Genomic DNA, 20802 nt, shown 5'->3' with positions numbered 1-20802 from the left:
AGTTTGGTGCAACATGCAAAGCCAAAAAATCAGAATTCGGTTGAAGGCGTTTGATTATCGCCTGATCGACCAGTCCACGCAGGAGATCGTCGATACCGCCAAGCGGACCGGTGCTCAGGTGCGTGGCCCGATTCCTCTGCCGACGCGCAAGGAAAAGTACACCGTATTGATCTCTCCGCACGTCAATAAGGACGCGCGCGATCAATATGAAATTCGTACGCATAAGCGTTTGCTCGACATCGTTGAGCCGACGGAGAAGACAGTCGATGCATTGATGAAGCTTGATCTGGCAGCAGGTGTAGACGTTCAGATCAGCCTCGGCTAACGCGCAACGCGTTGGTTTGTGTAACTGTCATAAGGCCATAGAGGGTGAGAGCCCCGTACACTTTAAGAGGTGAAACATGGCAATTGGTGTTGTCGGTCGTAAGGCCGGTATGACCCGTATTTTTACGGATGACGGGCGTGCAGTGCCCGTAACGGTGATCGAGGTTGAAGCCAACCGCATCACCCAGCTCAAGACACTCGAGACAGATGGCTACCGTGCAGTCCAGGTGACTGTCGGCAAGCGTCGCGCTTCCCGTGTAACCAAGAGTGAGTCCGGTCATTTTGCCAAGGCGGGCGTTGAAGCCGGTCGCGGTATTTGGGAGTTCCGTCTGTCAGATGGTGAAGGCGAAGACCTGCAGGCAGGTGGTGAGATTGTTGCCACTATCTTTGAAGCCGGTCAGTTCGTTGACGCGATAGCAACTTCCAAGGGTAAAGGCTTTGCCGGTGCCGTAAAGCGCTGGAATTTCGCCACTCAGGATGCCACTCACGGTAATTCCCTGTCGCATCGGGCGCCTGGTTCAATTGGTCAGAACCAGTCTCCGGGTAAAGTTTTCAAGGGCAAGAAGATGGCTGGCCAGATGGGTAACGAGCGGGTCACCGTTCAGAACCTGGAAGTGGTCCGCGTCGATGCTGAGCGCAACCTGCTGCTCGTTAAGGGTGCCGTTCCCGGCGCTACTGGCGGCGACGTTGTCATCAAGCCTGCAGTTAAAGCCTGAGGAGCGATGCGATGGAACTGAAAATTACTGGTAGCGGCGAAGGCGTTTCTGTCTCCGACGCGACTTTCGCGAAAGAATTCAATGAATCGCTGGTTCATCAGGTCGTTACGGCTTATATGGCTGGCGGTCGTCAGGGCACCCGTGCCCAGAAGACCCGTTCCGAAGTGAGTGGTGGCGGTAAGAAGCCCTGGCGTCAGAAGGGTACCGGTCGCGCCCGTGCGGGCACGATCCGTAGCCCGATCTGGCGTAGTGGCGGTGTTACGTTCGCTGCGAAGCCCCAGGATCATTCCCAGAAAGTTAACCGCAAGATGTACCGTGCTGCGCTGCGCTCGATCTTTTCCGAGCTGGTGCGTCAGGAGCGTCTGGTTGTGGTTGATGATGTGGTTGTCGACTCTCCCAAGACCAAGGCTTTCAATGCGAAGCTGAAGGATCTGGGCGTGTCCAATGCCCTGATTCTGGCGGATACCGTAGAGCAGAACCTGCACCTGGCTTCACGCAACATTCCGCACGTTGACGTGCGCGATGTCGCCGGTCTGGATCCGGTAAGCCTTGTTGCACACGAAAACGTCGTGGTTACCGTGCCGGCTCTGAAGAAGATTGAGGAGATGCTGGGATGAATCAGGAACGTATTTACAAGGTCCTGTTGGGGCCGCATGTTTCCGAGAAGGCCTCCTTGGTCGCCGAAAGCAACCAGGTTGTATTTCGTGTCGCCGCTGACGCGACGAAGCCGGAGGTTAAACGCGCTGTTGAGCAACTGTTCAACGTCAAGGTCGAAGGTGTTCAGATCCTGAACCGCAAGGGTAAGTTGAAGCGCACGGTTCGTGGCTTCGGTAAGCGCGATGATCTTCGCAAAGCTTACGTACGTCTTGCGGAAGGTCAGGAAATCGACTTTGCGGATGTGGAATAAGGTAAAGGGGTCGTAATATGCCGATCGTCAAAACCAAGCCAACATCTCCTGGCCGCCGTCACGTTGTAAAGACTTACAACCCTGACCTGCACAAAGGCAAGCCTTTCGAGCCGTTGGTAGAATCTCTGAACCGCACCGGTGGTCGTAACCACTTCGGTCGGATCACTACGCGTCACGTTGGTGGTGGTCACAAGCGCCATTACCGTCTGATTGATTTCAAGCGGACCAAAGATGGTATCCCGGCTGTTGTAGAACGCCTGGAATACGATCCGAACCGCTCTGCGCACATCGCGCTGCTGAAGTACGCCGATGGCGAGCGTCGTTACATCATCGCTCCCAAGGGTGTTGCGGTAGGGCAGGAAGTGCGCTCTGGCATCGACGCGCCAATCAAGGTGGGTAGCACGCTGCCGCTCCGGAATATTCCGGTCGGTTCCGTCATCCACTGCGTCGAACTCAAGCCTGGAAAGGGGGCTCAGCTGGCTCGCAGTGCGGGCGCATCCGTACAGCTGGTTGCCCGTGAAGGCGCGTATGCAACGCTGCGTCTTCGTTCAGGTGAAATGCGTAAGGTGCTTGTTGAGTGTCGTGCAACGTTGGGTGAAGTGTCCAACAGCGAACACACCCTCAAGCAGCTTGGTAAAGCGGGTGCATCACGTTGGCGCGGCAAACGCCCAACAGTACGTGGTGTTGCTATGAACCCAGTTGACCACCCGCATGGTGGTGGTGAAGGGCGTACCTCTGGCGGACGTCACCCGGTTACTCCGTGGGGTGTTCCGACCAAAGGGCATAAGACTCGTAAGAACAAGCGTACTGACCGAATGATAGTACGTCGTCGTTCAGCCAAGTAAACGACTACATAGAGGTATTTGCTGTGCCACGTTCTTTGAAGAAAGGTCCTTTTATTGACCTGCATCTGTTGAAGAAGGTTGAGGCAGCTCTGGAAGCCAACGACAAGCGGCCGATCAAGACCTGGTCGCGCCGGTCGACGGTTTTCCCGGAGATGGTAGGCCTGACCATTGCAATCCATAACGGCAAGCAACATGTGCCGGTCCATGTTACCGAAGACATGGTGGGTCACAAGCTGGGTGAGTTCGCTGCTACGCGTACTTACCGCGGTCATGCTGCCGACAAGAAAGCTAAACGCTGATTGAGGGTATAGAGAAATGGAAGTAGCGGCTAAGTACAAAGGCGCTCGCCTCTCTGCTCAGAAAGCGCGTCTTGTCGCAGATCAGGTCCGCGGCAAGGCAGTAGAGGAAGCCCTGAACATTCTGACTTTCAGCCCGAAAAAGGCGGCGGTAGTGATCAAGAAAGCCTTGGAATCTGCCATTGCCAACGCTGAGCATAACGAAGGTCTGGACGTTGACGAGTTGCGGGTAGCCACCATCATGGTGGACGAGGGCCCGACGCTCAAGCGAATCAAGGCTCGAGCTAAGGGGCGCGCTGATCGTATTTTCAAGCGCACCTGTCATATCACCGTCAAGGTCGCCGACAAGTAGGAGATGCTCAGATGGGTCATAAAGTAAATCCAACCGGTATTCGGCTGGGTGTGATTAAAGAGCACAACTCAGTCTGGTATGCCGAAAAAGGGGAATACGCGAAAAACCTGCTGAACGATATTCAGGTTCGTGAATTCCTGGAAAAGCGTCTGGTGAAGGCGTCTGTCAGCAAGATTGTGATCGAGCGCCCGGCTCAGAACGCCCGCATCACGATCCATACTGCCCGTCCCGGTATTGTTATCGGTAAGAAGGGTGAGGATGTTGACCGTCTGCGTCGCGAAGTCAGCGACATGATGGGCGTGCCTGTGCACATCAACATCGAAGAGGTCCGTAAGCCGGATCTGGATGCCAAACTGGTTGCCCAGAACGTGGCCGGCCAGCTGGAGCGTCGCGTAATGTTCCGTCGCGCCATGAAGCGTGCGGTTCAAAATGCCATGCGCCAGGGCGCAAAGGGTATCAAGATCCAGGTCGGCGGCCGTCTGGGTGGCGCGGAAATCGCGCGCTCCGAATGGTATCGCGAAGGTCGGGTGCCTCTGCACACATTGCGTGCAGACATCGACTACGCAACATACGAAGCGCAGACCACCTACGGCATCATTGGCGTCAAGGTATGGATCTTCAAGGGCGAGATTCTTGGCGGCATGGAGCAAGTCCGTGCTGAGAAGGATGCCTCTCGCAAGAAAGGTTCTAAGTAAAGGGGCACTCGTATGCTGCAGCCAAAACGTACGAAATTTCGCAAGGTAATGAAAGGCCGTAACACCGGTCTCGCTCAGCGTGGTAACAAGGTGAGCTTCGGTGAGTACGGATTGAAAGCGACGAGCCGTGGCCGTATAACTGCGCGCCAGATTGAAGCGGCACGACGCACAATGACCCGTCGCATCAAGCGGGGCGGTAAGATCTGGATCCGGGTGTTCCCGGACAAGCCGATCACCGGCAAGCCGCTGGAAGTACGGATGGGTAAAGGTAAGGGTTCTGTCGAGTACTGGGTTGCTGAAATCCAGCCGGGCAAGATGCTGTATGAAATGGAAGGTGTCGCTGAAGACGTAGCGCGTGAAGCGTTTACCCTGGCCGCCGCCAAACTGCCTGTTTCGACAACCTTCGTTACGAGGACGGTGATGTGATGAAAGCAACAGAGCTGCGCGAAAAATCAGTCGAGGAGCTGAACAAAGAGCTGATCGACCTCCTGAAGGAGCAGTTCAACCTGCGCATGCGCAAGGCGACAGGTCAGCTGAATCAGTCTCACCTCCTCAGCAAGGTTAAGCGCGACGTTGCTCGCGTGAAAACAGTATTGAACGAAAAGGCAGGACAGTGACATGACTGAAGCTACTAAAACTGCCAGAACCCTGAGCGGCAAGGTCGTGAGCAATAAGATGGACAAGTCCATCGTGGTTCTGGTGGAGCGCCAGGTAAAGCACCCGCTGTACGGTAAGTACATCAAGCGCTCAACCAAGATTCACGCTCACGACGAAAGTAACCAGTGCAACATCGGCGATACCGTTCGGATCGAGGAAACTCGTCCGATCTCCAAGACCAAGAGCTGGTCTCTGGTGGATGTCGTCGAACGCGCTTCGAAGGTGTAACTCGCCCGGACGGTGAGTCTTGTCGTAACGGCAAAGTGGTTTCTGCTGGAGAACAACCATGATTCAGACTCAAACAATGCTTGAGGTCGCGGACAACAGTGGTGCCCGTCAGGTGATGTGCATCAAGGTCCTGGGCGGTTCACACCGGCGTTACGCCAGCGTGGGAGACATTATCAAGGTGACCGTTAAGGAAGCCATCCCCCGCGGGAAAGTGCGCAAAGGCCAGGTCCTCAAGGCTGTCGTAGTGCGTACCGCCAAGGGCGTTCGTCGCCCGGACGGTTCGCTGATTCGCTTCGACGGTAACGCGGCTGTACTTCTGAACAACCAGGACGCGCCCATTGGCACCCGGATCTTCGGACCGGTGACCCGTGAGCTGCGTAGCGAAAAGTTCATGAAGATTATTTCACTGGCACCCGAAGTACTGTAAGGACTAGAGGCCGGTTATGAAGAAGATCAAACGAGATGACGAAGTCATCGTCACCACGGGAAAAGATAAGGGTAAGCGCGGCAAGGTCCTGAAGGTCCAGGCCGACGGAAAGGTGATTGTTTCCGGGATCAACATGATCAAGAAGCACACCAAGCCCAACCCGATGCTCGGCACGCCGGGTGGCATCGTCGAGAAAGAAGCACCTATCCAGGCTTCCAACGTGGCTATTTTTAATCCGCAGACCGGCAAAGCCGATCGCGTCGGCTTCCAGAACAAGGAAGACGGCACCAAAATGCGGATTTTTAAGTCCACGAACGAAGCTGTCGATAACCAGTAAGCGGTGGTGGTTACGATGCTTAACATGAAAGAGATGTACAAACAGGACGTGGTACCCGCGCTGCAAAAGGAGTTCGACTACAAGAACCCGATGCAGGTGCCGCGTATTGAAAAGATCACCCTGAACATGGGTGTTGGTGAAGCCGTCGGCGACAAGAAGCTGATCGAGAATGCGCTGGCAGATCTTGAACAGCTGTCTGGTCAGAAGCCGGTTGTCACCAAGGCGCGTAAATCCGTTGCGGGTTTCAAGATTCGCGAAGGCTGGCCGATTGGTTGTAAAGTCACGCTGCGCGGTGAGCGCATGTGGGACTTCTTCGATCGTCTGGTTCACATCGCGATTCCCCGTGTGCGCGACTTCCGCGGCCTGAACCCGAAGTCTTTCGACGGTCGGGGTAACTACAGCATGGGTGTGCGTGAGCAGATCATCTTCCCGGAAATCGAGTACGACAAGGTCGACAAGATTCGCGGGTTGGATATCACCATCACCACCTCTGCTGGTACCGACGAAGAAGGCCGTGAACTGCTGAAAGCTTTCGGCTTTCCGTTCAAGAAATAAGGAACGAGCGTAATGGCTAAGGTATCGATGAAGAATCGCGAGCTGAAGCGCCAGAAGACTGTGGAGAAATTCGCAGCCAAGCGCGCCGAGCTCAAGGCGATTATCAAGAACCCGAATATCAGCGACGAAGAGCGTTGGGATGCGCAGATGAAACTGCAGAAGCTCCCGCGTGATGCCAGCCCGGCACGTCTTCGTAACCGCTGCCAGGTCACAGGTCGTCCGCACGGCGTTCTGCGTAAATTCCAGCTCTCGCGCATCAAGCTGCGTGAAGCCGGTATGCGTGGTGACGTTCCGGGGCTGACCAAGTCGAGCTGGTAAAGGTAGGCACTTCGGTGCCTGTTGGTAAGCGGTGCGGCAAGCCGCTGCACAACTGAAAAGATCAGGAGCCTCATACCAATGAGTATGCAAGACACGCTTGCGGATATGATCACTCGCATCCGCAATGCACAGATGGCATCCAAAGCTGATGTGACGATGCCGTCTTCCAAGATGAAGGTCTCCGTAGCCCAGGTCCTCAAGGACGAAGGTTACGTTGACGACTTCTCCGTTTCAGCTGACGCCAAGCCCGAGCTGACCGTCACCCTCCGTTATTTCGAGGGCAAGCCGGTTATCGAGTCGATCAAGCGGGTCAGCCGTCCGAGTCTGCGCCAGTACAAAGGCGCTGGGGAACTGCCGAAGGTAGCCGGTGGTCTGGGAATCGCCATCGTGTCAACGTCCAAGGGCGTTATGACCGATCGCGCCGCGCGTCAAGCCGGCGTTGGTGGCGAAGTCATCTGCACCGTATTTTAGGAGTTACACATGTCCAGGGTTGCCAATAATCCTGTCGTGCTGCCTTCCGGTGTTGAGGTTAAGCTGAGCGGACAGGATATCAACGTGAAGGGCTCCAAGGGAGCGCTTCAATTCACCATTCACGATGCGGTTGAGGTAAAGCAGGAAGACAACGTTCTGCGCTTCGCCGCGCGTGATGGCGCAAAACAGTCTCGTGCCCTTGCCGGTACTACCCGTGCACTGGTTAACAACATGGTGACTGGCGTCAGCACCGGCTTTGAGCGCAAGCTGCAGCTGGTGGGCGTGGGTTATCGTGCCCAGGCACAAGGGAAAAAGCTCAATCTGACTCTGGGTTTCTCTCACCCGGTTGAGTACGAGCTGCCCGAAGGTATCACGGCTGAAACACCGTCGAATACGGAAGTCGTGATTCGGGGTATCGATAAGCAACAGGTTGGTCAGGTCGCAGCGGAAATCCGCGCCTACCGTCCGCCCGAGCCTTATAAAGGTAAGGGTGTGCGTTATGCGGATGAGCTGGTCAGACGTAAAGAGGCCAAGAAGAAATAAGGCGGGACTATGAGCGCGAATAACGAAAGATTGCGTCGCGCACGTAAAGTGCGTATGAAGATCCGTGAACTGGGCGCCAACCGTCTCTGCGTACATCGTACGCCGCGGCACATGTATGCCCAGGTCACGACTGCTGATGGTAGTAAGGTTCTGGCATCTGCCTCCACACTGGACAAGGAATTGCGCCAGGGTGCGACCGGCAACGTTGACGCTGCCAAGCAAGTCGGCAAGCTCATTGCAGAGCGTGCCAAGGCAGCCGGTATTGAGCAGGTTGCATTCGACCGTTCCGGCTATCGCTATCATGGTCGCATCCAGGCTTTGGCCGATGCGGCACGTGAAGCTGGCCTGCAATTCTAAGAGGTGGAGAAGATGAGCGTGAACGAACAGAAAGCGCCTGAGCTCCAGGAAAAGCTGGTTCAGGTCAACCGCGTCGCGAAGGTCGTGAAGGGCGGTCGTATTTTCGCCTTCACTGCGCTGACTGTGGTGGGTGATGGTAAAGGTCGTGTTGGCTTCGGTCGTGGCAAGGCGCGTGAAGTGCCGGTCGCTATCCAGAAAGCTATGGAAGCAGCACGTAAGAACATGGTTGATGTACCGCTGAAGGGTAACACCCTCCAGTACCCGGTCCAAGCGGCCCACGGTGGTTCCAAGGTGTACATGCAGCCGGCTTCAGAAGGTACCGGTATCATCGCCGGTGGTGCGATGCGTGCGGTACTGGAAGTGGCAGGTGTTCAGAACGTCCTGTCCAAGTGTTACGGCTCGACCAATCCGGTCAACGTAGTCCGTTCCACTATCAAGGGTCTCCAGGCCATGAAGTCGCCTGAAGACGTTGCAGCCAAGCGCGGCAAGACCGTGGAAGATATTCTGGGTTGAAGTCATGGCGAACAAGATAATGAAAGTCACTCTGACCCGCAGCCCGATCGGCTGTCAGCCCAAGCACAAAGAGTGCGTCAAGGGCCTGGGTCTGCGTAAGATCGGTCACACTGTCGAGGTTGAGGACACTGCGTCCACGCGCGGCATGGTGAACCGTATTAATTACCTGGTACGGGTTGAGGAGAACTAAGATGCGTTTGAACGAGCTTAGTCCTGAAGCCGGTTCTCGCCCGGACGGCAAGCGTGTCGGTCGCGGTATCGGTAGCGGCCTCGGTAAAACCGGCGGCCGCGGTCACAAGGGTCTGAAGTCCCGCTCCGGCGGCAGCGTAGCGCCTGGTTTCGAGGGTGGTCAGCAACCGCTGGCCCGTCGTCTGCCGAAGTTCGGTTTCACCTCGCGTCAGCAGCGTTATGAGGCGGAGATCCGTCTGAACGAACTGGCCAAGGTTGAAGGCGATGTCGCAGACCTGGCTGCGCTGAAGAAGGCGGACATTATCCGTGAGGAAATCCGTGTAGCGAAGGTGATCCTGTCTGGCGAGCTGACCCGTCCGGTCACCGTCAAGGGTCTCAAGGTCACCAAAGGCGCGCGTGAAGCCATCACGGCTGCAGGCGGTAAAATCGAAGAATAAGGCGAGTCGGGGACATAATGGCCAAGACAGCATCAATGCCGGCGGGAGCCGGGAAGGGACTGGCAGAGCTGCGTTCGCGGCTCTGGTTCGTATTCCTGGCGCTACTGGTGTACCGCATCGGTGCCCACATTCCGGTACCGGGTATTAATCCTGATCGCTTGGCAGCACTGTTCGAACAGAACCAGGGCACCATCCTCGGTCTGTTCAACATGTTCTCCGGCGGTGCCCTTGAGCGGATGAGTATCTTCGCTCTGGGCATCATGCCTTACATTTCGGCCTCAATCATCATGCAGCTGATGACGGCTGTCAGCCCTCAACTCGAGCAGTTGAAGAAAGAGGGCGAAGCCGGGCGCCGCAAGATCAGCCAGTACACACGCTACGGCACGGTACTTCTGGCCCTGGTTCAGGGTCTTGGTATTTCTGTCGGGCTGGCTTCCCAGGGCGTCACCTTCAACGACAGCTTCAGCTTCCATTTCGTGGCGGTGGTCTCGTTCGTGTGTGGTGCCGTCTTCATGATGTGGCTGGGCGAGCAGATCACCGAGCGGGGTATCGGTAACGGTATCTCACTGCTGATCTTCTCCGGTATCGTCGCGGGTCTTCCCGGTGCGATCGGCCAGACGCTGGAGCAGGCGCGCAGCGGTGAAATGAGTCTGCTGGTGGTGCTGGGGATAGCGATCCTGGCGGTGGCTGTTATCGGCTTCGTGGTCTTCATGGAGCGGGGGCAGCGCCGGTTGACGATCAACTACGCCAAGCGACAGCAAGGGCGTCGGGTGTTTGCGCAGCAGTCCAGTCATCTGCCGCTGAAGGTCAATATGGCGGGGGTTATTCCGCCGATCTTCGCGTCGTCCATCCTGCTGTTCCCGGCTTCGCTGGGCCAGTGGTTCGGACAGGGGGAAGGCATGGAATGGCTGGGCAGCATCTCGCAGGCCTTGGCGCCGAGCCAGCCGCTCTACATTATCCTGTTTGCGGCAGCGGTCATGTTCTTCTGCTTCTTCTACACGGCGTTGATGTATAACCCGCGCGAGGTGGCAGACAACCTGAAGCGCTCAGGTGCCTTTATCCCGGGTATTCGTCCCGGGGAGCAGACGGCGAAGTACATCGATGGTGTTCTGACCCGGTTGACCCTGTTCGGCGCGCTTTACATTACGGCAGTATCGCTGTTCCCGCAGTTCCTGATGGTGGCCGGCAACGTTCCGTTCTACCTGGGGGGCACGTCGCTGCTGATCGTGGTTGTGGTCGTGATGGATTTCATGGCACAGGTTCAGTCTCATCTGATGTCCCATCAGTATGAGTCGCTGATGAAAAAGTCCAATCTGAAGGGCTATGGTCGGGGCTGATTTCGATCGGTCCCCCGGTAACACTGGAGTCGACAATGAAAGTACGCGCTTCGGTAAAGAAAATTTGCCGTAACTGCAAAGTCATTCGTCGCAATGGCTCAGTCCGAGTCATTTGCACGGAGCCTCGTCATAAGCAGCGTCAAGGCTGATATCGAACCTGATATCAATCTGAATCGCGAGGGGGCGAAATGGTGGTGCTTGATCTTTCTGTGATCAAGCGCTATCATTTCGCGCCCTTTTTGTGGCGGAAAATTCACACAGCAAAGCTTTGAACGCGGAGTAATTTGGATGGCACGTATAGCCGGTGTCAATATACCCGACAACAAACATGCTGTTATCTCACTGACTTACATCTTTGGAGTCGGTAAGACAACAGCTCAGAAGCTTTGCGATGCAGCCGGCGTCAAGCCGGACGCCAAGGTCAAAGACCTGAGCGACGATGAAGTTGAATCACTTCGTACCGAAGTGGGCAAACTGAGCGTCGAAGGTGATCTGCGTCGTGAAGTTCAGATGAACATCAAGCGTTTGAAGGATCTGGGCTGCTTCCGTGGTCTGCGTCATCGTCATGGCCTTCCGGTCCGTGGCCAGCGCACCAAGACCAACGCTCGCACCCGCAAAGGTCCTCGCAAACCGATTCGTAAGTAATAGGTAGGCAAACATGGCAAAGCCAGGTACACGTACCCGTAAAAAGGTGAAAAAGACGGTTGTTGATGGCGTCGCGCACATCCACGCGTCCTTCAACAACACGATCGTGACCATCTCTGACCGTCAGGGCAACGTTCTGTCCTGGGCCACCTCTGGTGGTTCTGGTTTCCGTGGTTCACGCAAGAGCACACCTTTTGCTGCGCAGGTAGCAGCTGAAAGAGCCGGTAACGCGGCTGCTGAATACGGCCTTAAAAACCTGGATGTAGAGGTTAAGGGTCCTGGGCCCGGACGTGAATCCGCTGTACGCGCGCTGAATGCTTGCGGGTACAAGATTACCAACATCACTGATGTCACGCCGATTCCGCATAACGGCTGCCGTCCGCCCAAGAAGCGCCGCGTGTAAGACAGGAGACAGTGAAGTATGGCACGTTACATAGGTCCAAAATGTAAGCTGTCTCGTCGTGAAGGGACAGATCTTTTCCTGAAGAGCGGCGTCCGCGCACTGGATTCCAAGTGCAACATCGAAACGCCGCCGGGAATGCACGGTGCGCGCCGCGGTCGTCTGTCCGAATACGGCGTGCAGCTCCGCGAGAAGCAGAAAGTCCGTCGTATTTACGGCGTGCTTGAGAAACAGTTCCGGAACTACTACAAGGAAGCGGCCCGCATCAAGGGCGCAACAGGTGAAAACCTGCTCCAGCTTCTGGAAGGTCGTCTGGACAATGTCGTTTACCGCATGGGTTTTGGTTCGACCCGTGCAGAAGCCCGTCAGCTTGTGTCGCACAAGGCCATTCTGGTGAATGATAGCGTCGTGAATATTCCGTCCTATCAGGTCAAGCCGGGTGACGTGGTCAGCGTTCGCGAGAAAGCCAAAAACCAGCTGCGTGTTAAAGGCGCTCTGGATCTCGCGGGCAATCGCGCCCCTGTGAGCTGGGTAGAGGTCGACGCCAACAAGATGTCAGGCGTATACAATTCAGTTCCCGAGCGGACTGAACTGCCGGCCGACATCAACGAGAACCTCATCGTCGAGCTTTACTCCAAGTAAGGCCTGAGTTAGCAACGAGAGCAGATAGGGGCGTCTATGCAGCGTTCAGTACATGAGTTATTGACACCTCGTACCATCGACGTAAAAGAATTGGGCAAGACGCACGCCAAGGTCACGTTGGAGCCGCTTGAGCGCGGTTTCGGCCACACCCTGGGCAGTGCACTGCGCCGCATCCTCTTGTCGTCCATGCCGGGCTGCGCCATCACTGAGGCGCAGATCGACGGTGTGCTTCATGAGTACAGCGCGATTGAGGGTGTCCAGGAAGACGTCATCGAGATTCTCCTGAATCTCAAGGGCGTTGCCGTCACGATGGGTAGCCGCGACGAAGCTGAGCTTTCGCTCAGCAAGAAGGGCCCTGGTGTTGTAACCGCAGCTGATATCCAGCTGGATCACGATATCGAGATTGCCAACCCGGAGCACGTGATCTGTCACCTGAGTGAAAAAGGTGAACTGAACATGCGCCTGAAAGTGGCTCGTGGTCGTGGCTATGAAGCCGCTGATCAGCGCGGTCTTGATGACGATGAGACCCGTGCGATCGGGCGCCTTCAGCTGGACGCTACATACAGCCCCGTGCGTCGCGTTTCCTACGCCGTAGAGAACGCGCGTGTCGAGCAGCGCACTGACCTGGACAAGCTGGTTATTGATCTGGAGACCAACGGTACGATCGATCCTGAAGAGGCGATCCGTCGTGCTGCAACGATTCTCCAGCAGCAGCTGGCTGTCTTTGTCGACTTTGATCATGAGAAAGAGCCTGAGCGCGTTGAGGAAGAGGAAGAGGTTGATCCGATTCTCCTGCGCCCGGTCGATGATCTGGAGTTGACTGTGCGTTCAGCGAACTGCCTGAAAGCTGAAAACATTTACTACATCGGCGATCTCATTCAGCGCACTGAAGTTGAGCTGCTGAAGACGCCTAACCTGGGTAAAAAGTCGCTCACCGAAATCAAGGACGTTCTGGCCTCGCGTGGCCTGTCCCTGGGTATGCGACTGGACAACTGGCCGCCGGCTAGCCTTCGTGGCGACGACCGGGTCCTGGGCGGTTGATCGCCGTATTGGTAGTTTAAGGTAAGGAATCAGAGCAATGCGTCATCGTAAGAGTGGTCGTAAGTTCAGCAGGACCAGCGCGCATCGCAAGGCCATGTTCCGTAACATGACCGCGTCGCTGGTTGAGCATGAGTTGATCAAAACCACTCTGCCCAAGGCGAAGGAACTTCGTCGCGTGGCAGAGCCGTTGATCACACTGTCAAAAAACGATTCAGTTGCAAACCGTCGTCTGGCGTTCTCACGCCTGCGTGACGATGCGGCTGTTGCCAAACTGTTCAATGAACTGGGCCCGCGTTACAGCGAGCGTCCCGGTGGATACCTGCGCATTCTGAAGTGCGGCTTCCGTGCCGGCGACAACGCGCCTATGGCCTTCGTTGAGCTGGTTGGTCGTCCGATGGACGTCGAAGCAGAAGAGATGGGCGACGACGAATAACGTCGACGTTCAGCTAAAAAACCGGAGCCCAGCGCTCCGGTTTTTTTATGCCGGAAGAAAAGACTCCGGGGCGCCTTTTCTTCCGGATGTTGCGGCTCAGTCCGTCTCTGCCGCCTCACGTTTTGTGGAGCGCGGCGTTGTCGGCTTTTTCAGCATGGGTTTCAGATAGCGCCCGGTGTGGGAGCGGGGGTTCTCGGCGACCTGCTCGGGGGTGCCTTCCGCGATAATTTCACCGCCGCCGATACCACCTTCGGGGCCGAGGTCCACGATCCAGTCTGCCGTCTTGATGACGTCCAGGTTATGTTCGATCACTACAATCGTATTGCCGTGGCCGCGCAGGCGTTGCAGGACATTCAGTAACTGCTGAATGTCATAGAAGTGCAGGCCGGTGGTCGGCTCATCCAGGATATAGAGCGTCTTCCCGGTATCGCGCTTGGAGAGCTCCCGCGCCAGCTTGACCCGCTGGGCCTCCCCGCCAGAGAGTGTGACTGCAGACTGGCCGAGTCGAACGTAGGCCAGCCCCACGTCGATCAGTGTTTGCAGCTTGCGCGCCAGGAACGGCACGGCGTCAAAGAACTCCCGCGCCTCCTCGACCGTCATCTCCAGCACTTCATGGATGTTCCTGCCCTTGTACTGGACCTCCAGGGTCTCCCGGTTGTAACGCTTGCCCTTGCAGATATCACAGGGCACATAGATGTCCGGGAGAAAGTGCATTTCCACCTTGATGACACCGTCACCCTGGCAGGCCTCGCAGCGGCCTCCCTTGACGTTGAAGGAGAAGCGTCCTGGTTTGTAACCCCGTGAGCGGGCTTCCTGGGTGCCGGCAAAGAGCTCCCGGATCGGCGTAAACAAACCCGTGTAGGTGGCCGGGTTGGAGCGCGGTGTGCGGCCGATGGGGCTCTGGTCGATATCGATGACCTTGTCCAGGTGCTCCAGCCCTTCCAGTTTCTCGTAGGGGCCATGAGACAGCGTCGTGGCCTTGTTCAGTCGACTCGCCGCCACCGGATACAGGGTGCCGTTGATCAGGGTGGATTTGCCGGACCCGGAAACGCCGGTGATGCAGGTCATGACACCGAGCGGCAACGTCAGGTTGGCAGACTTGAGGTTGTTGCCGGTTGCGCCCAGCAGTCGCAACGACTTACCGGACCCTTTTTCACGGCTCTTGGGTACTGCGATTTCCCGCGTGCCGCTCAGGTACTGGCCCGTTAGCGACGCTTTGCTGGCGATAATATCCTCCGGCGAGCCTTCGGCGATGATACGGCCGCCATGAACCCCCGCCCCGGGGCCGATGTCAATGACGTGATCGGCCGCACGGATGGCGTCCTCGTCATGCTCGACCACGATGACGGTGTTCCCCAGGTCCCGCAGGTGGGTGAGGGTGGCCAGGAGGCGGTCATTGTCCCGCTGGTGCAGACCGATAGAGGGTTCATCCAGGATGTACATGACGCCGACCAGGCCTGCGCCGATCTGACTGGCCAGGCGGATCCGCTGGGCTTCACCGCCGGAGAGGGTGTCGGCACTGCGTTCCAGGGTGAGGTATTCCAGGCCCACGTTCACCAGGAACTGCAGGCGCTGGCGAATCTCCTTCATGATCTTCTCGGCGATTTCACCGCGTCGGCCGGGCAGGGTCAGTTGCTCGAAGTAGTCATGTGCCTTGCCCACCGGCATGTAGGTGATGTCCGGCAGGTTGTGCTCATCGATAAAGACGTGGCGGGCGCTGCGGCGCAGGCGCGATCCGCCGCAGTCCTTGCACGGTTGCTGGCTCAGGTGCTTGGCCAGCTCCTCGCGCATGCTCTGGGATTCGGTCTCCCGGTAACGGCGCTCCAGGTTGGGCAGTACCCCCTCGAACGGGTGCGCCTTCTCCATGATGTGGCCGCGGGAGTTGACGTACCTGAAGGTGATCTCTTCCCGGCCTGAGCCATGGAGCACGACGTTGCGGAAGTCTTCCGGCAGGTCGACAAAGGCCGTGTCCATATCCACGCCATAGTGTTCAGCCACGCTGTTCAACAGCTGGAAATAGTAGACTGCCCTGCGATCCCATCCCCGGATAGCGCCCTCGGCCAAGGTGGCTTCCGGGCTCTGGACGATCTTGTCTGGATCGAAGAACTGTTTTACGCCCAGGCCGTCGCAGGTGGGGCAGGCGCCGGCCGGATTGTTGAATGAAAACAGGCGCGGCTCCAGTTCACTGAGGGAGTAGCCGCATTGCGTACAGGCATAGAGGGCCGAGAACGTGTGTTCCTCACCCCCGCCGTCCATGGGGGCAATCAGCGCAATACCGCTGGCCAGTTCCAGGGCGGTTTCAAAGCTCTCCGCCAGGCGCTGTTCCAGGCCGGGTTTCACCTTGAAACGGTCGACCACCACGTCGATGGTGTGCTTGCGCTTCTTGTCCAGGTCGGGCAGGTCATCGATGTCATAGACCCGGCCGTCGACGCGGGCGCGAATAAACCCCTGGGCGCGAATATTGTCGAACACCTGCAGGTGCTCGCCTTTGCGGTCCCGGATCACCGGCGCGAGGATCATCAGGCGGCTGCCTTCCTCCATCGCCAGTACCTGGTCGACCATCTGGCTCACGGTTTGCGCTTCCAGGGGCTGGCCGTGGTCAGGGCAGCGAGGTTCTCCGGCCCGTGCGAACAGCAGGCGGAGATAGTCGTAGATCTCGGTAATGGTGCCGACGGTGGACCGCGGGTTGTGGGAGGTCGACTTCTGCTCGATCGAAATGGCCGGCGACAACCCTTCGATGTGGTCGACGTCAGGCTTCTCCATCATCGACAGGAATTGCCGGGCGTAGGTGGACAGGGACTCCACATAGCGACGCTGGCCCTCGGCATAGAGGGTGTCGAACGCCAGGGAGGATTTGCCGGACCCCGACAGACCGGTGATCACGATCAGCTTGTCCCGGGGGATATCGAGATCGAAATTTTTCAGGTTGTGGGTGCGTGCGCCTCTGATCTGGATGGAATCCATGACACTCCTCGGACAGGAAATGGGTGCGGCTTGTCGCCCGGAAATTCACCAGTATACCGTGTCAGTCCGGGTACGACGAAGTGTTTGAAAGCGACGTGTCTGGCGGGTACCCGGGTGACCGCGGAATTACCAGTTCAGGTTGTTTTCCGGGTCCGTTTCCATCAGGGCGCTGGTGTCCAGACTCGGCTGGGCCAGGTCTTTCAGGGGCATCCGCGCTTCAGTGTGGGACTCCGACAGGTCGATGATGATCTCTACGCGCCGGTTCAGGGCGCGGTTCATTGTGCCGGTATTGGGAACCCGTGGGTGGGTATCGGCAAAACCCTGGACCGTGACCCGCCGTGCGCTGATGCCGCCACCCTTGATCAGCACATTGGCGACAGCGGCTGCGCGGTCGGCAGACAGGTTCCAGTTTGAATCATAGCGAGGGCTGTGGATGGGGACGTCGTCGGTATGACCTTCAATCGTCAGTTCGCCGGGGGTGTCTTTAAGGACTTTCGCCATGCGGTATAGGGTGTCCTCGAAGGAGTAAGTCAGTTGCGCCGAGCCGGAAGGGAAGGAGCCCTTTTCCTCGATCCGGATCACGATGCGCTCGTCCTTCTTTTGCAGGTCCAGATGGCCATCCTGCAGTTCCTCCCGCAGGGCGCGCTCCAATTGCTGGAACTGTTGGTCCACCAACTGTTCACGGGCCCCGGTGATTTCTGCATCGGCTTCCGACCGGGATGTGTTGGTCTCCAGTTCGGGCTGGTCTGTCGATGTCTGCTGGCGCACGACGTTGAGGACGGTGGGTTCGGGTTTACCCGCGGAGAAGTGGTCGAAGACCGGCGTGGTGCCCTTGGGGATTTCCATCGCCGGTACATCGCGCTGAACGCCGAACGCCTTGGCGAGCTCGTCCGCAATCTGCTTGAACTTGTTGGCGTCGATTTCCGAGAAGGACAACAACAACACGAAAAAGCACATCAACAGGGACATGAGGTCGGCAAACGTCACGACCCAGGCCGGCACCCCGGGCTGTTCCTCTTCCGGCAGCTCATCCATATCGGTGACTCCTATCGGGCAGGCGAGGCACTAGGACGCGGTTTCCGCTTCGCCATTCTGCTCACGCCTGGCCGGTGGAAGATAGCTGGAGAGCATCTGCTCGATGACCCGTGGGTTGCGACCTTCCTGGACCGCAATCATGGCATCGGTGATCAGTGCCTGCATGCGGGCCTCCTCAGTCATACGCAGTTCCAGCTTGTCGGCGATGGGGCTGGCAAGCATGGTCGCGAGGACGGCGCCATAGAGTGTCGTCAACAGGGCGACCGCCATGGCGGGGCCGATGGATTTCGGATCCTCCATATTGGAAAGCATCTGTACCAGGCCCACAATGGTGCCGATCATGCCCATGGCGGGACCGACATCGGCCAGGGCCCGGAATACCTTGGCCCCCATCCGGTTGCGGTCGAGCGTCAGCAGGCGTTCTTTCTGCATCAGCTTTTCAATGGTTTCGGCGGGCTGGCTTTCCAGCAGGTACTGGATGCCCTGCCTGAGAAAGGTGGAGCTGACTTCCTTCTCTTCCAGCGCCAGCACACCCTGTTTGCGGGCCACGTTGGCGATGTCGACGATCTCGTTGATCAGGTCCTCGGTATCCGGCAGCTTGAAGGAAAAGGCGCGACTGGCGGCTTTGAAAGCGCCCAGGAACTGGCCAAAGCTGAACTTGGCGAGCACCACACACAGACTGCCGACGATGACGATCAGCACCGACGGCATGTTGAGGAACACCTGGCTCGAGGCGCCTAGAATGATGGCGGAGCCGATCACCAGCATGGCGCCGACAAGGCCAAAGAGGGTGGCAAAATCCACAGCGACCTCTATACGGTTGATGGTCGAGTTACGGTTCGGCGGGAACCTGTTGTTCTGATGTGCCGCGGACGACGTCCCGATACCGGGCGCTCAGACGGAGTCGAGCCGCAGGTTTGGCATATTACGCGGAGTTAACGGCCGACTGAATGCTTCTGTCGTGCAATTACCGGGATTTTTTGTCAGAGACCGTCATCCAACGTAATAAACTGTAGTGGTCGGCGCCAATCCGTTAGTTGATCTGTGAGGCCTGCGGCCTCCTTCATGGGAAGGGGGTTTGGTACAATTGTGGCGTTGCAGATTCGCTCCTTATGTACCTGTTTTGATTTTTACCGTTTAGGGTGACCCGTTTTCCATGAATGCACTTGAAAAACGTTCCATTGCGGCATTGGCCTCCGTCTACGCGATGCGGATGCTGGGCCTGTTCATGGTGCTGCCGGTCTTTATGCTGTTGGGGGAAAAGCTCGACGGCGCGACACCGGCGTTGCTGGGGCTGGCCATCGGCGCCTATGGGCTGAGCCAGGCGCTGCTGCAGATTCCTTTCGGTATGCTGTCAGACCGCCTGGGACGCAAACGGCTGATTTTCTTTGGGCTGCTCCTGTTTGCCGCCGGCAGCTTTATTGCCGGTGCCTCCGACAGCGTCTATGGCGTGATCGCCGGGCGAGCCCTGCAGGGCGGCGGTGCGATCGCCAGCGTGCTGATGGCGCTGCTCAGTGACCTGACCCGGGAGGAGAACCGGACCAAGGCGATGGCCCTGGTGGGGATGTCCATCGGCGTAGCCTTCTCCGCATCCCTGTTCATCGGACCGCTGCTGGGGTCGATTGCAGGGCTGTCGGGTATCTTCTATGTCACCGGTGCCCTGGCGCTGCTGGGCATCGGCCTGGTGTATTGGGTGGTGCCGTCGCCGGCGTCCCAGACGCAGCACCTGGATACACAGCCGGCCCGGGAAAAGCTTCGGCAGGTGCTGGCCGACAGCCGTCTGTTGAGACTCGACTTCGGCATCGCCGCGTTGCACCTGGTGCTGACATCGGCCTTCCTGGTGATTCCCGTGCTGTTGCGTGACCAGGTCGGACTGGCGCCCACCCATCACTGGTGGGTGTACCTGTCGGTCATGGCCGTGGCCTTCTTCGCCATGGTGCCGTTCATCATCATTGGTGAGAAGAAGCGCATGATGAAGCAGGTGCTCTGCGGTGCCGTGGCGATCCTGACCGTGTCCTGCATGGCGCTGGCGGAATTGCCGCATACCCTGTCGGTGATGTGGATCTGCCTGTTCTTCTTCTTTATGGCGTTCAACCTGTTGGAGGCGAGCCTGCCGTCGCTGATCAGCAAGGAGTCTCCGGCTGCCGCCAAGGGCACGGCCATGGGGGTCTATTCCACGTCACAGTTCCTGGGTGCCTTCGTCGGCGGGGCGCTGGGCGGTACGCTGTTGCAGCACTTCGGGGTTAATGGCGTGTTCGGGTTGATGGTGTCGGTCCTGGTGATCTGGCTGGGGCTCGCCATCACCATGAAGAGGCCGAGCCATACCTCCAGTTTCGTGGTACAGTTGGTCGACATTGACGGGCGTGGCGTTTCCGCGGTGGATCATGCACTGAGAGGCATTGCCGGTGTTGAGGATGTGGTGATCCTGGCCGATGCCGGTGCTGCCTACCTCAAGGTGGATAAAGAGCAATTCGATGCCGCCGACCTGGGGCAGTTCACCTTCGTCAGGCCCTGACACAAACATTGAATTCAGACGGCCGGCTATGGAAGGCTGGCCATGGCAGAGATTATTGGGAGTCGAGCATGGCAAGAGGCGTAAACAAGGTCATCCTGATCGGTAATCTGGGCAACGATCCGGAAACCCGTTACACCCCCAACGGTAACGCGGTGACCAACCTGAACCTGGCAACCGACGAGAGTTACAAGGATCGCCAGACCGGGCAGATGGTCCCCAAAACCGAATGGCACCGGATCGTCATGTTTGGCAAGATCGCCGAAGTGGCCGGTCAATACCTGCGTAAGGGCTCCAAGGTGTATATCGAAGGCAAGCTGCAGACCCGCAAGTGGCAGGGGCAGGATGGCCAGGACCGCTACACCACCGAAGTGGTGGTGGACATCAACGGCCAGATGCAGATGCTGGATAGCCGCGGTGGCGGTGACAACCAGGGTATGGGGGCGCCGTCACGTCCGCAGCAACAGCCGCAGCAACAACAACCCCAGCCGAATTACGGCAACCAGGGGCAGGCCGCTGGTGGTTACAGCCAGCCGCCGCAGAATCAGGGTGACAGCATGCCCGAGCCGGTGGATGATTTCGACGACGATATTCCCTTCTGAGACGGACGGTACCGACGCTCCACG

Annotated in this window: 33 protein-coding genes; 30 read left to right on the top strand and 3 right to left on the bottom strand. The window is 57.7% G+C overall.

The window, feature by feature from the left end:
* Nucleotides 1-13 precede the first annotated feature (13 nt).
* From rpsJ to rplQ, 28 genes are all read left to right on the top strand, one after another.
* Nucleotides 14-325, top strand: a complete 312-nt coding sequence (gene rpsJ / locus EZI54_RS10940) for a 30S ribosomal protein S10 (protein WP_004580743.1) — start codon at nt 14-16, stop codon at nt 323-325.
* Nucleotides 326-401: 76 nt separating this feature from the next.
* A complete protein-coding gene (gene rplC / locus EZI54_RS10935) occupies nt 402-1040 on the top strand; it encodes a 50S ribosomal protein L3 (RefSeq protein WP_131481889.1) in 639 nt (212 codons plus the stop codon).
* 11 nt (nt 1041-1051) lie between these two features.
* Nucleotides 1052-1657: a 50S ribosomal protein L4 gene (gene rplD, locus EZI54_RS10930; protein WP_131481887.1), complete on the top strand. Its 606-nt coding sequence runs from the start codon at nt 1052-1054 to the stop codon at nt 1655-1657.
* Nucleotides 1654-1947, top strand: a complete 294-nt coding sequence (gene rplW / locus EZI54_RS10925; protein WP_131481885.1) for a 50S ribosomal protein L23 — start codon at nt 1654-1656, stop codon at nt 1945-1947. Before rplD ends, rplW begins: the two co-directional genes overlap by 4 nt.
* 17 nt (nt 1948-1964) lie before the next feature.
* Nucleotides 1965-2792: a 50S ribosomal protein L2 gene (gene rplB / locus EZI54_RS10920; RefSeq protein WP_131481883.1), complete on the top strand. Its 828-nt coding sequence runs from the start codon at nt 1965-1967 to the stop codon at nt 2790-2792.
* A 23-nt stretch (nt 2793-2815) separates the two neighbouring features.
* Entirely contained in the window at nt 2816-3091 is a 276-nt protein-coding gene (gene rpsS / locus EZI54_RS10915; RefSeq protein WP_111498309.1) for a 30S ribosomal protein S19, read from the top strand.
* A 16-nt stretch (nt 3092-3107) separates the two neighbouring features.
* Nucleotides 3108-3440, top strand: a complete 333-nt coding sequence (rplV, locus tag EZI54_RS10910; protein WP_123634103.1) for a 50S ribosomal protein L22 — start codon at nt 3108-3110, stop codon at nt 3438-3440.
* A gap of 11 nt (nt 3441-3451) precedes the next feature.
* On the top strand, nt 3452-4135 hold the full coding sequence (gene rpsC / locus EZI54_RS10905) for a 30S ribosomal protein S3 (RefSeq protein ID WP_131481881.1): 684 nt from the start codon (nt 3452-3454) through the stop codon (nt 4133-4135).
* A 12-nt stretch (nt 4136-4147) separates the two neighbouring features.
* Nucleotides 4148-4561 carry a 50S ribosomal protein L16 gene (gene rplP / locus EZI54_RS10900; protein ID WP_131481880.1) on the top strand — a complete coding sequence of 138 codons (414 nt, stop codon included), beginning with the start codon at nt 4148-4150 and terminating at the stop codon, nt 4559-4561.
* Nucleotides 4561-4752 (top strand): 50S ribosomal protein L29, encoded by a 192-nt coding sequence (gene rpmC, locus EZI54_RS10895; RefSeq protein WP_123634224.1) that lies wholly within the window; start codon nt 4561-4563, stop codon nt 4750-4752. The genes rplP and rpmC overlap by 1 nt, the downstream gene beginning before the upstream one ends.
* Before the next feature lies 1 nt (nt 4753).
* Entirely contained in the window at nt 4754-5020 is a 267-nt protein-coding gene (gene rpsQ / locus EZI54_RS10890) for a 30S ribosomal protein S17 (protein WP_131481878.1), read from the top strand.
* A 58-nt stretch (nt 5021-5078) separates the two neighbouring features.
* Entirely contained in the window at nt 5079-5447 is a 369-nt protein-coding gene (gene rplN / locus EZI54_RS10885; protein WP_123634106.1) for a 50S ribosomal protein L14, read from the top strand.
* Between the two features lie 16 nt (nt 5448-5463).
* Nucleotides 5464-5784: a 50S ribosomal protein L24 gene (gene rplX / locus EZI54_RS10880; protein ID WP_131481876.1), complete on the top strand. Its 321-nt coding sequence runs from the start codon at nt 5464-5466 to the stop codon at nt 5782-5784.
* A gap of 24 nt (nt 5785-5808) precedes the next feature.
* Nucleotides 5809-6339 carry a 50S ribosomal protein L5 gene (gene rplE / locus EZI54_RS10875; RefSeq protein WP_423226996.1) on the top strand — a complete coding sequence of 177 codons (531 nt, stop codon included), beginning with the start codon at nt 5809-5811 and terminating at the stop codon, nt 6337-6339.
* 12 nt (nt 6340-6351) lie between these two features.
* Nucleotides 6352-6657: a 30S ribosomal protein S14 gene (gene rpsN / locus EZI54_RS10870; RefSeq protein WP_131481872.1), complete on the top strand. Its 306-nt coding sequence runs from the start codon at nt 6352-6354 to the stop codon at nt 6655-6657.
* Nucleotides 6658-6735: 78 nt separating this feature from the next.
* Nucleotides 6736-7128 (top strand): 30S ribosomal protein S8, encoded by a 393-nt coding sequence (rpsH, locus tag EZI54_RS10865; protein WP_131481870.1) that lies wholly within the window; start codon nt 6736-6738, stop codon nt 7126-7128.
* Between the two features lie 9 nt (nt 7129-7137).
* The gene (gene rplF, locus EZI54_RS10860; protein ID WP_131481868.1) at nt 7138-7671 is read left to right on the top strand and encodes a 50S ribosomal protein L6; all 534 of its coding nucleotides are present in this window, start codon (nt 7138-7140) and stop codon (nt 7669-7671) included.
* A gap of 9 nt (nt 7672-7680) precedes the next feature.
* Nucleotides 7681-8028 (top strand): 50S ribosomal protein L18, encoded by a 348-nt coding sequence (gene rplR / locus EZI54_RS10855; RefSeq protein WP_123634112.1) that lies wholly within the window; start codon nt 7681-7683, stop codon nt 8026-8028.
* A 12-nt stretch (nt 8029-8040) separates the two neighbouring features.
* Entirely contained in the window at nt 8041-8541 is a 501-nt protein-coding gene (rpsE, locus tag EZI54_RS10850; RefSeq protein ID WP_123634113.1) for a 30S ribosomal protein S5, read from the top strand.
* Between the two features lie 4 nt (nt 8542-8545).
* The gene (gene rpmD / locus EZI54_RS10845) at nt 8546-8731 is read left to right on the top strand and encodes a 50S ribosomal protein L30 (protein ID WP_131481866.1); all 186 of its coding nucleotides are present in this window, start codon (nt 8546-8548) and stop codon (nt 8729-8731) included.
* A gap of 1 nt (nt 8732) precedes the next feature.
* Entirely contained in the window at nt 8733-9167 is a 435-nt protein-coding gene (gene rplO, locus EZI54_RS10840) for a 50S ribosomal protein L15 (RefSeq protein ID WP_131481864.1), read from the top strand.
* 17 nt (nt 9168-9184) lie between these two features.
* Nucleotides 9185-10504, top strand: a complete 1320-nt coding sequence (secY, locus tag EZI54_RS10835; RefSeq protein WP_131481862.1) for a preprotein translocase subunit SecY — start codon at nt 9185-9187, stop codon at nt 10502-10504.
* Between the two features lie 35 nt (nt 10505-10539).
* Nucleotides 10540-10653, top strand: coding sequence for a 50S ribosomal protein L36 (rpmJ, locus tag EZI54_RS10830; protein ID WP_004580765.1), 114 nt, complete (start codon nt 10540-10542; stop codon nt 10651-10653).
* A gap of 139 nt (nt 10654-10792) precedes the next feature.
* The gene (rpsM, locus tag EZI54_RS10825; protein WP_123634117.1) at nt 10793-11149 is read left to right on the top strand and encodes a 30S ribosomal protein S13; all 357 of its coding nucleotides are present in this window, start codon (nt 10793-10795) and stop codon (nt 11147-11149) included.
* 13 nt (nt 11150-11162) lie between these two features.
* The gene (gene rpsK, locus EZI54_RS10820; RefSeq protein ID WP_007153992.1) at nt 11163-11552 is read left to right on the top strand and encodes a 30S ribosomal protein S11; all 390 of its coding nucleotides are present in this window, start codon (nt 11163-11165) and stop codon (nt 11550-11552) included.
* 18 nt (nt 11553-11570) lie between these two features.
* Nucleotides 11571-12191 (top strand): 30S ribosomal protein S4, encoded by a 621-nt coding sequence (gene rpsD, locus EZI54_RS10815; RefSeq protein ID WP_131481860.1) that lies wholly within the window; start codon nt 11571-11573, stop codon nt 12189-12191.
* A 36-nt stretch (nt 12192-12227) separates the two neighbouring features.
* The gene (locus EZI54_RS10810) at nt 12228-13232 is read left to right on the top strand and encodes a DNA-directed RNA polymerase subunit alpha (RefSeq protein WP_131481858.1); all 1005 of its coding nucleotides are present in this window, start codon (nt 12228-12230) and stop codon (nt 13230-13232) included.
* A gap of 37 nt (nt 13233-13269) precedes the next feature.
* Nucleotides 13270-13665, top strand: coding sequence for a 50S ribosomal protein L17 (gene rplQ / locus EZI54_RS10805; protein WP_131481856.1), 396 nt, complete (start codon nt 13270-13272; stop codon nt 13663-13665).
* Nucleotides 13666-13761: 96 nt separating this feature from the next.
* Here rplQ and uvrA read toward each other — a convergent pair whose 3' ends face one another.
* From uvrA to pomA, 3 genes are all read right to left on the bottom strand, one after another.
* The gene (gene uvrA / locus EZI54_RS10800) at nt 13762-16629 is read right to left on the bottom strand and encodes an excinuclease ABC subunit UvrA (protein ID WP_131481854.1); all 2868 of its coding nucleotides are present in this window, start codon (nt 16627-16629) and stop codon (nt 13762-13764) included.
* Between the two features lie 126 nt (nt 16630-16755).
* Nucleotides 16756-17664: a flagellar motor protein MotB gene (locus EZI54_RS10795; protein ID WP_131481853.1), complete on the bottom strand. Its 909-nt coding sequence runs from the start codon at nt 17662-17664 to the stop codon at nt 16756-16758.
* Between the two features lie 30 nt (nt 17665-17694).
* Nucleotides 17695-18468: a flagellar motor protein PomA gene (gene pomA / locus EZI54_RS10790; protein WP_131481851.1), complete on the bottom strand. Its 774-nt coding sequence runs from the start codon at nt 18466-18468 to the stop codon at nt 17695-17697.
* Nucleotides 18469-18820: 352 nt separating this feature from the next.
* Between pomA and EZI54_RS10785 the strand changes: the two genes are divergently transcribed.
* Together EZI54_RS10785 and ssb are read left to right on the top strand one after the other, a co-directional pair.
* Nucleotides 18821-20179: an MFS transporter gene (locus EZI54_RS10785; protein ID WP_131481849.1), complete on the top strand. Its 1359-nt coding sequence runs from the start codon at nt 18821-18823 to the stop codon at nt 20177-20179.
* A gap of 68 nt (nt 20180-20247) precedes the next feature.
* Nucleotides 20248-20778, top strand: a complete 531-nt coding sequence (gene ssb / locus EZI54_RS10780; protein WP_131481847.1) for a single-stranded DNA-binding protein — start codon at nt 20248-20250, stop codon at nt 20776-20778.
* Nucleotides 20779-20802 lie beyond the last annotated feature (24 nt).

Origin of the sequence: Marinobacter halodurans, assembly GCF_004327985.1 — a bacterium.
In the GTDB taxonomy this organism is placed as follows: Bacteria; Pseudomonadota; Gammaproteobacteria; order Pseudomonadales; family Oleiphilaceae; genus Marinobacter_A; species Marinobacter_A halodurans.
Note: the sequence above shows the minus strand (reverse complement) of the source record. Positions and strands in the feature narration are given on the sequence as shown.

What these genes read in the sequence shown, in the direction of transcription:
- rpsJ (WP_004580743.1), top strand. Translation starts at nt 14, where the DNA reads ATGCAAAGCCAAAAAATCAGAATTCGGTTGAAGGCGTTTGATTATCGC.
- rplC (WP_131481889.1), top strand. Translation starts at nt 402, where the DNA reads ATGGCAATTGGTGTTGTCGGTCGTAAGGCCGGTATGACCCGTATTTTT.
- rplD (WP_131481887.1), top strand. Translation starts at nt 1,052, where the DNA reads ATGGAACTGAAAATTACTGGTAGCGGCGAAGGCGTTTCTGTCTCCGAC.
- rplW (WP_131481885.1), top strand. Translation starts at nt 1,654, where the DNA reads ATGAATCAGGAACGTATTTACAAGGTCCTGTTGGGGCCGCATGTTTCC.
- rplB (WP_131481883.1), top strand. Translation starts at nt 1,965, where the DNA reads ATGCCGATCGTCAAAACCAAGCCAACATCTCCTGGCCGCCGTCACGTT.
- rplV (WP_123634103.1), top strand. Translation starts at nt 3,108, where the DNA reads ATGGAAGTAGCGGCTAAGTACAAAGGCGCTCGCCTCTCTGCTCAGAAA.
- rpsC (WP_131481881.1), top strand. Translation starts at nt 3,452, where the DNA reads ATGGGTCATAAAGTAAATCCAACCGGTATTCGGCTGGGTGTGATTAAA.
- rplP (WP_131481880.1), top strand. Translation starts at nt 4,148, where the DNA reads ATGCTGCAGCCAAAACGTACGAAATTTCGCAAGGTAATGAAAGGCCGT.
- rpmC (WP_123634224.1), top strand. Translation starts at nt 4,561, where the DNA reads ATGAAAGCAACAGAGCTGCGCGAAAAATCAGTCGAGGAGCTGAACAAA.
- rpsQ (WP_131481878.1), top strand. Translation starts at nt 4,754, where the DNA reads ATGACTGAAGCTACTAAAACTGCCAGAACCCTGAGCGGCAAGGTCGTG.
- rplN (WP_123634106.1), top strand. Translation starts at nt 5,079, where the DNA reads ATGATTCAGACTCAAACAATGCTTGAGGTCGCGGACAACAGTGGTGCC.
- rplX (WP_131481876.1), top strand. Translation starts at nt 5,464, where the DNA reads ATGAAGAAGATCAAACGAGATGACGAAGTCATCGTCACCACGGGAAAA.
- rplE (WP_423226996.1), top strand. Translation starts at nt 5,809, where the DNA reads ATGAAAGAGATGTACAAACAGGACGTGGTACCCGCGCTGCAAAAGGAG.
- rpsN (WP_131481872.1), top strand. Translation starts at nt 6,352, where the DNA reads ATGGCTAAGGTATCGATGAAGAATCGCGAGCTGAAGCGCCAGAAGACT.
- rpsH (WP_131481870.1), top strand. Translation starts at nt 6,736, where the DNA reads ATGAGTATGCAAGACACGCTTGCGGATATGATCACTCGCATCCGCAAT.
- rplF (WP_131481868.1), top strand. Translation starts at nt 7,138, where the DNA reads ATGTCCAGGGTTGCCAATAATCCTGTCGTGCTGCCTTCCGGTGTTGAG.
- rplR (WP_123634112.1), top strand. Translation starts at nt 7,681, where the DNA reads ATGAGCGCGAATAACGAAAGATTGCGTCGCGCACGTAAAGTGCGTATG.
- rpsE (WP_123634113.1), top strand. Translation starts at nt 8,041, where the DNA reads ATGAGCGTGAACGAACAGAAAGCGCCTGAGCTCCAGGAAAAGCTGGTT.
- rpmD (WP_131481866.1), top strand. Translation starts at nt 8,546, where the DNA reads ATGGCGAACAAGATAATGAAAGTCACTCTGACCCGCAGCCCGATCGGC.
- rplO (WP_131481864.1), top strand. Translation starts at nt 8,733, where the DNA reads ATGCGTTTGAACGAGCTTAGTCCTGAAGCCGGTTCTCGCCCGGACGGC.
- secY (WP_131481862.1), top strand. Translation starts at nt 9,185, where the DNA reads ATGGCCAAGACAGCATCAATGCCGGCGGGAGCCGGGAAGGGACTGGCA.
- rpmJ (WP_004580765.1), top strand. Translation starts at nt 10,540, where the DNA reads ATGAAAGTACGCGCTTCGGTAAAGAAAATTTGCCGTAACTGCAAAGTC.
- rpsM (WP_123634117.1), top strand. Translation starts at nt 10,793, where the DNA reads ATGGCACGTATAGCCGGTGTCAATATACCCGACAACAAACATGCTGTT.
- rpsK (WP_007153992.1), top strand. Translation starts at nt 11,163, where the DNA reads ATGGCAAAGCCAGGTACACGTACCCGTAAAAAGGTGAAAAAGACGGTT.
- rpsD (WP_131481860.1), top strand. Translation starts at nt 11,571, where the DNA reads ATGGCACGTTACATAGGTCCAAAATGTAAGCTGTCTCGTCGTGAAGGG.
- EZI54_RS10810 (WP_131481858.1), top strand. Translation starts at nt 12,228, where the DNA reads ATGCAGCGTTCAGTACATGAGTTATTGACACCTCGTACCATCGACGTA.
- rplQ (WP_131481856.1), top strand. Translation starts at nt 13,270, where the DNA reads ATGCGTCATCGTAAGAGTGGTCGTAAGTTCAGCAGGACCAGCGCGCAT.
- uvrA (WP_131481854.1), bottom strand. Translation starts at nt 16,629, where the DNA reads ATGGATTCCATCCAGATCAGAGGCGCACGCACCCACAACCTGAAAAAT.
- EZI54_RS10795 (WP_131481853.1), bottom strand. Translation starts at nt 17,664, where the DNA reads ATGGATGAGCTGCCGGAAGAGGAACAGCCCGGGGTGCCGGCCTGGGTC.
- EZI54_RS10785 (WP_131481849.1), top strand. Translation starts at nt 18,821, where the DNA reads ATGAATGCACTTGAAAAACGTTCCATTGCGGCATTGGCCTCCGTCTAC.
- ssb (WP_131481847.1), top strand. Translation starts at nt 20,248, where the DNA reads ATGGCAAGAGGCGTAAACAAGGTCATCCTGATCGGTAATCTGGGCAAC.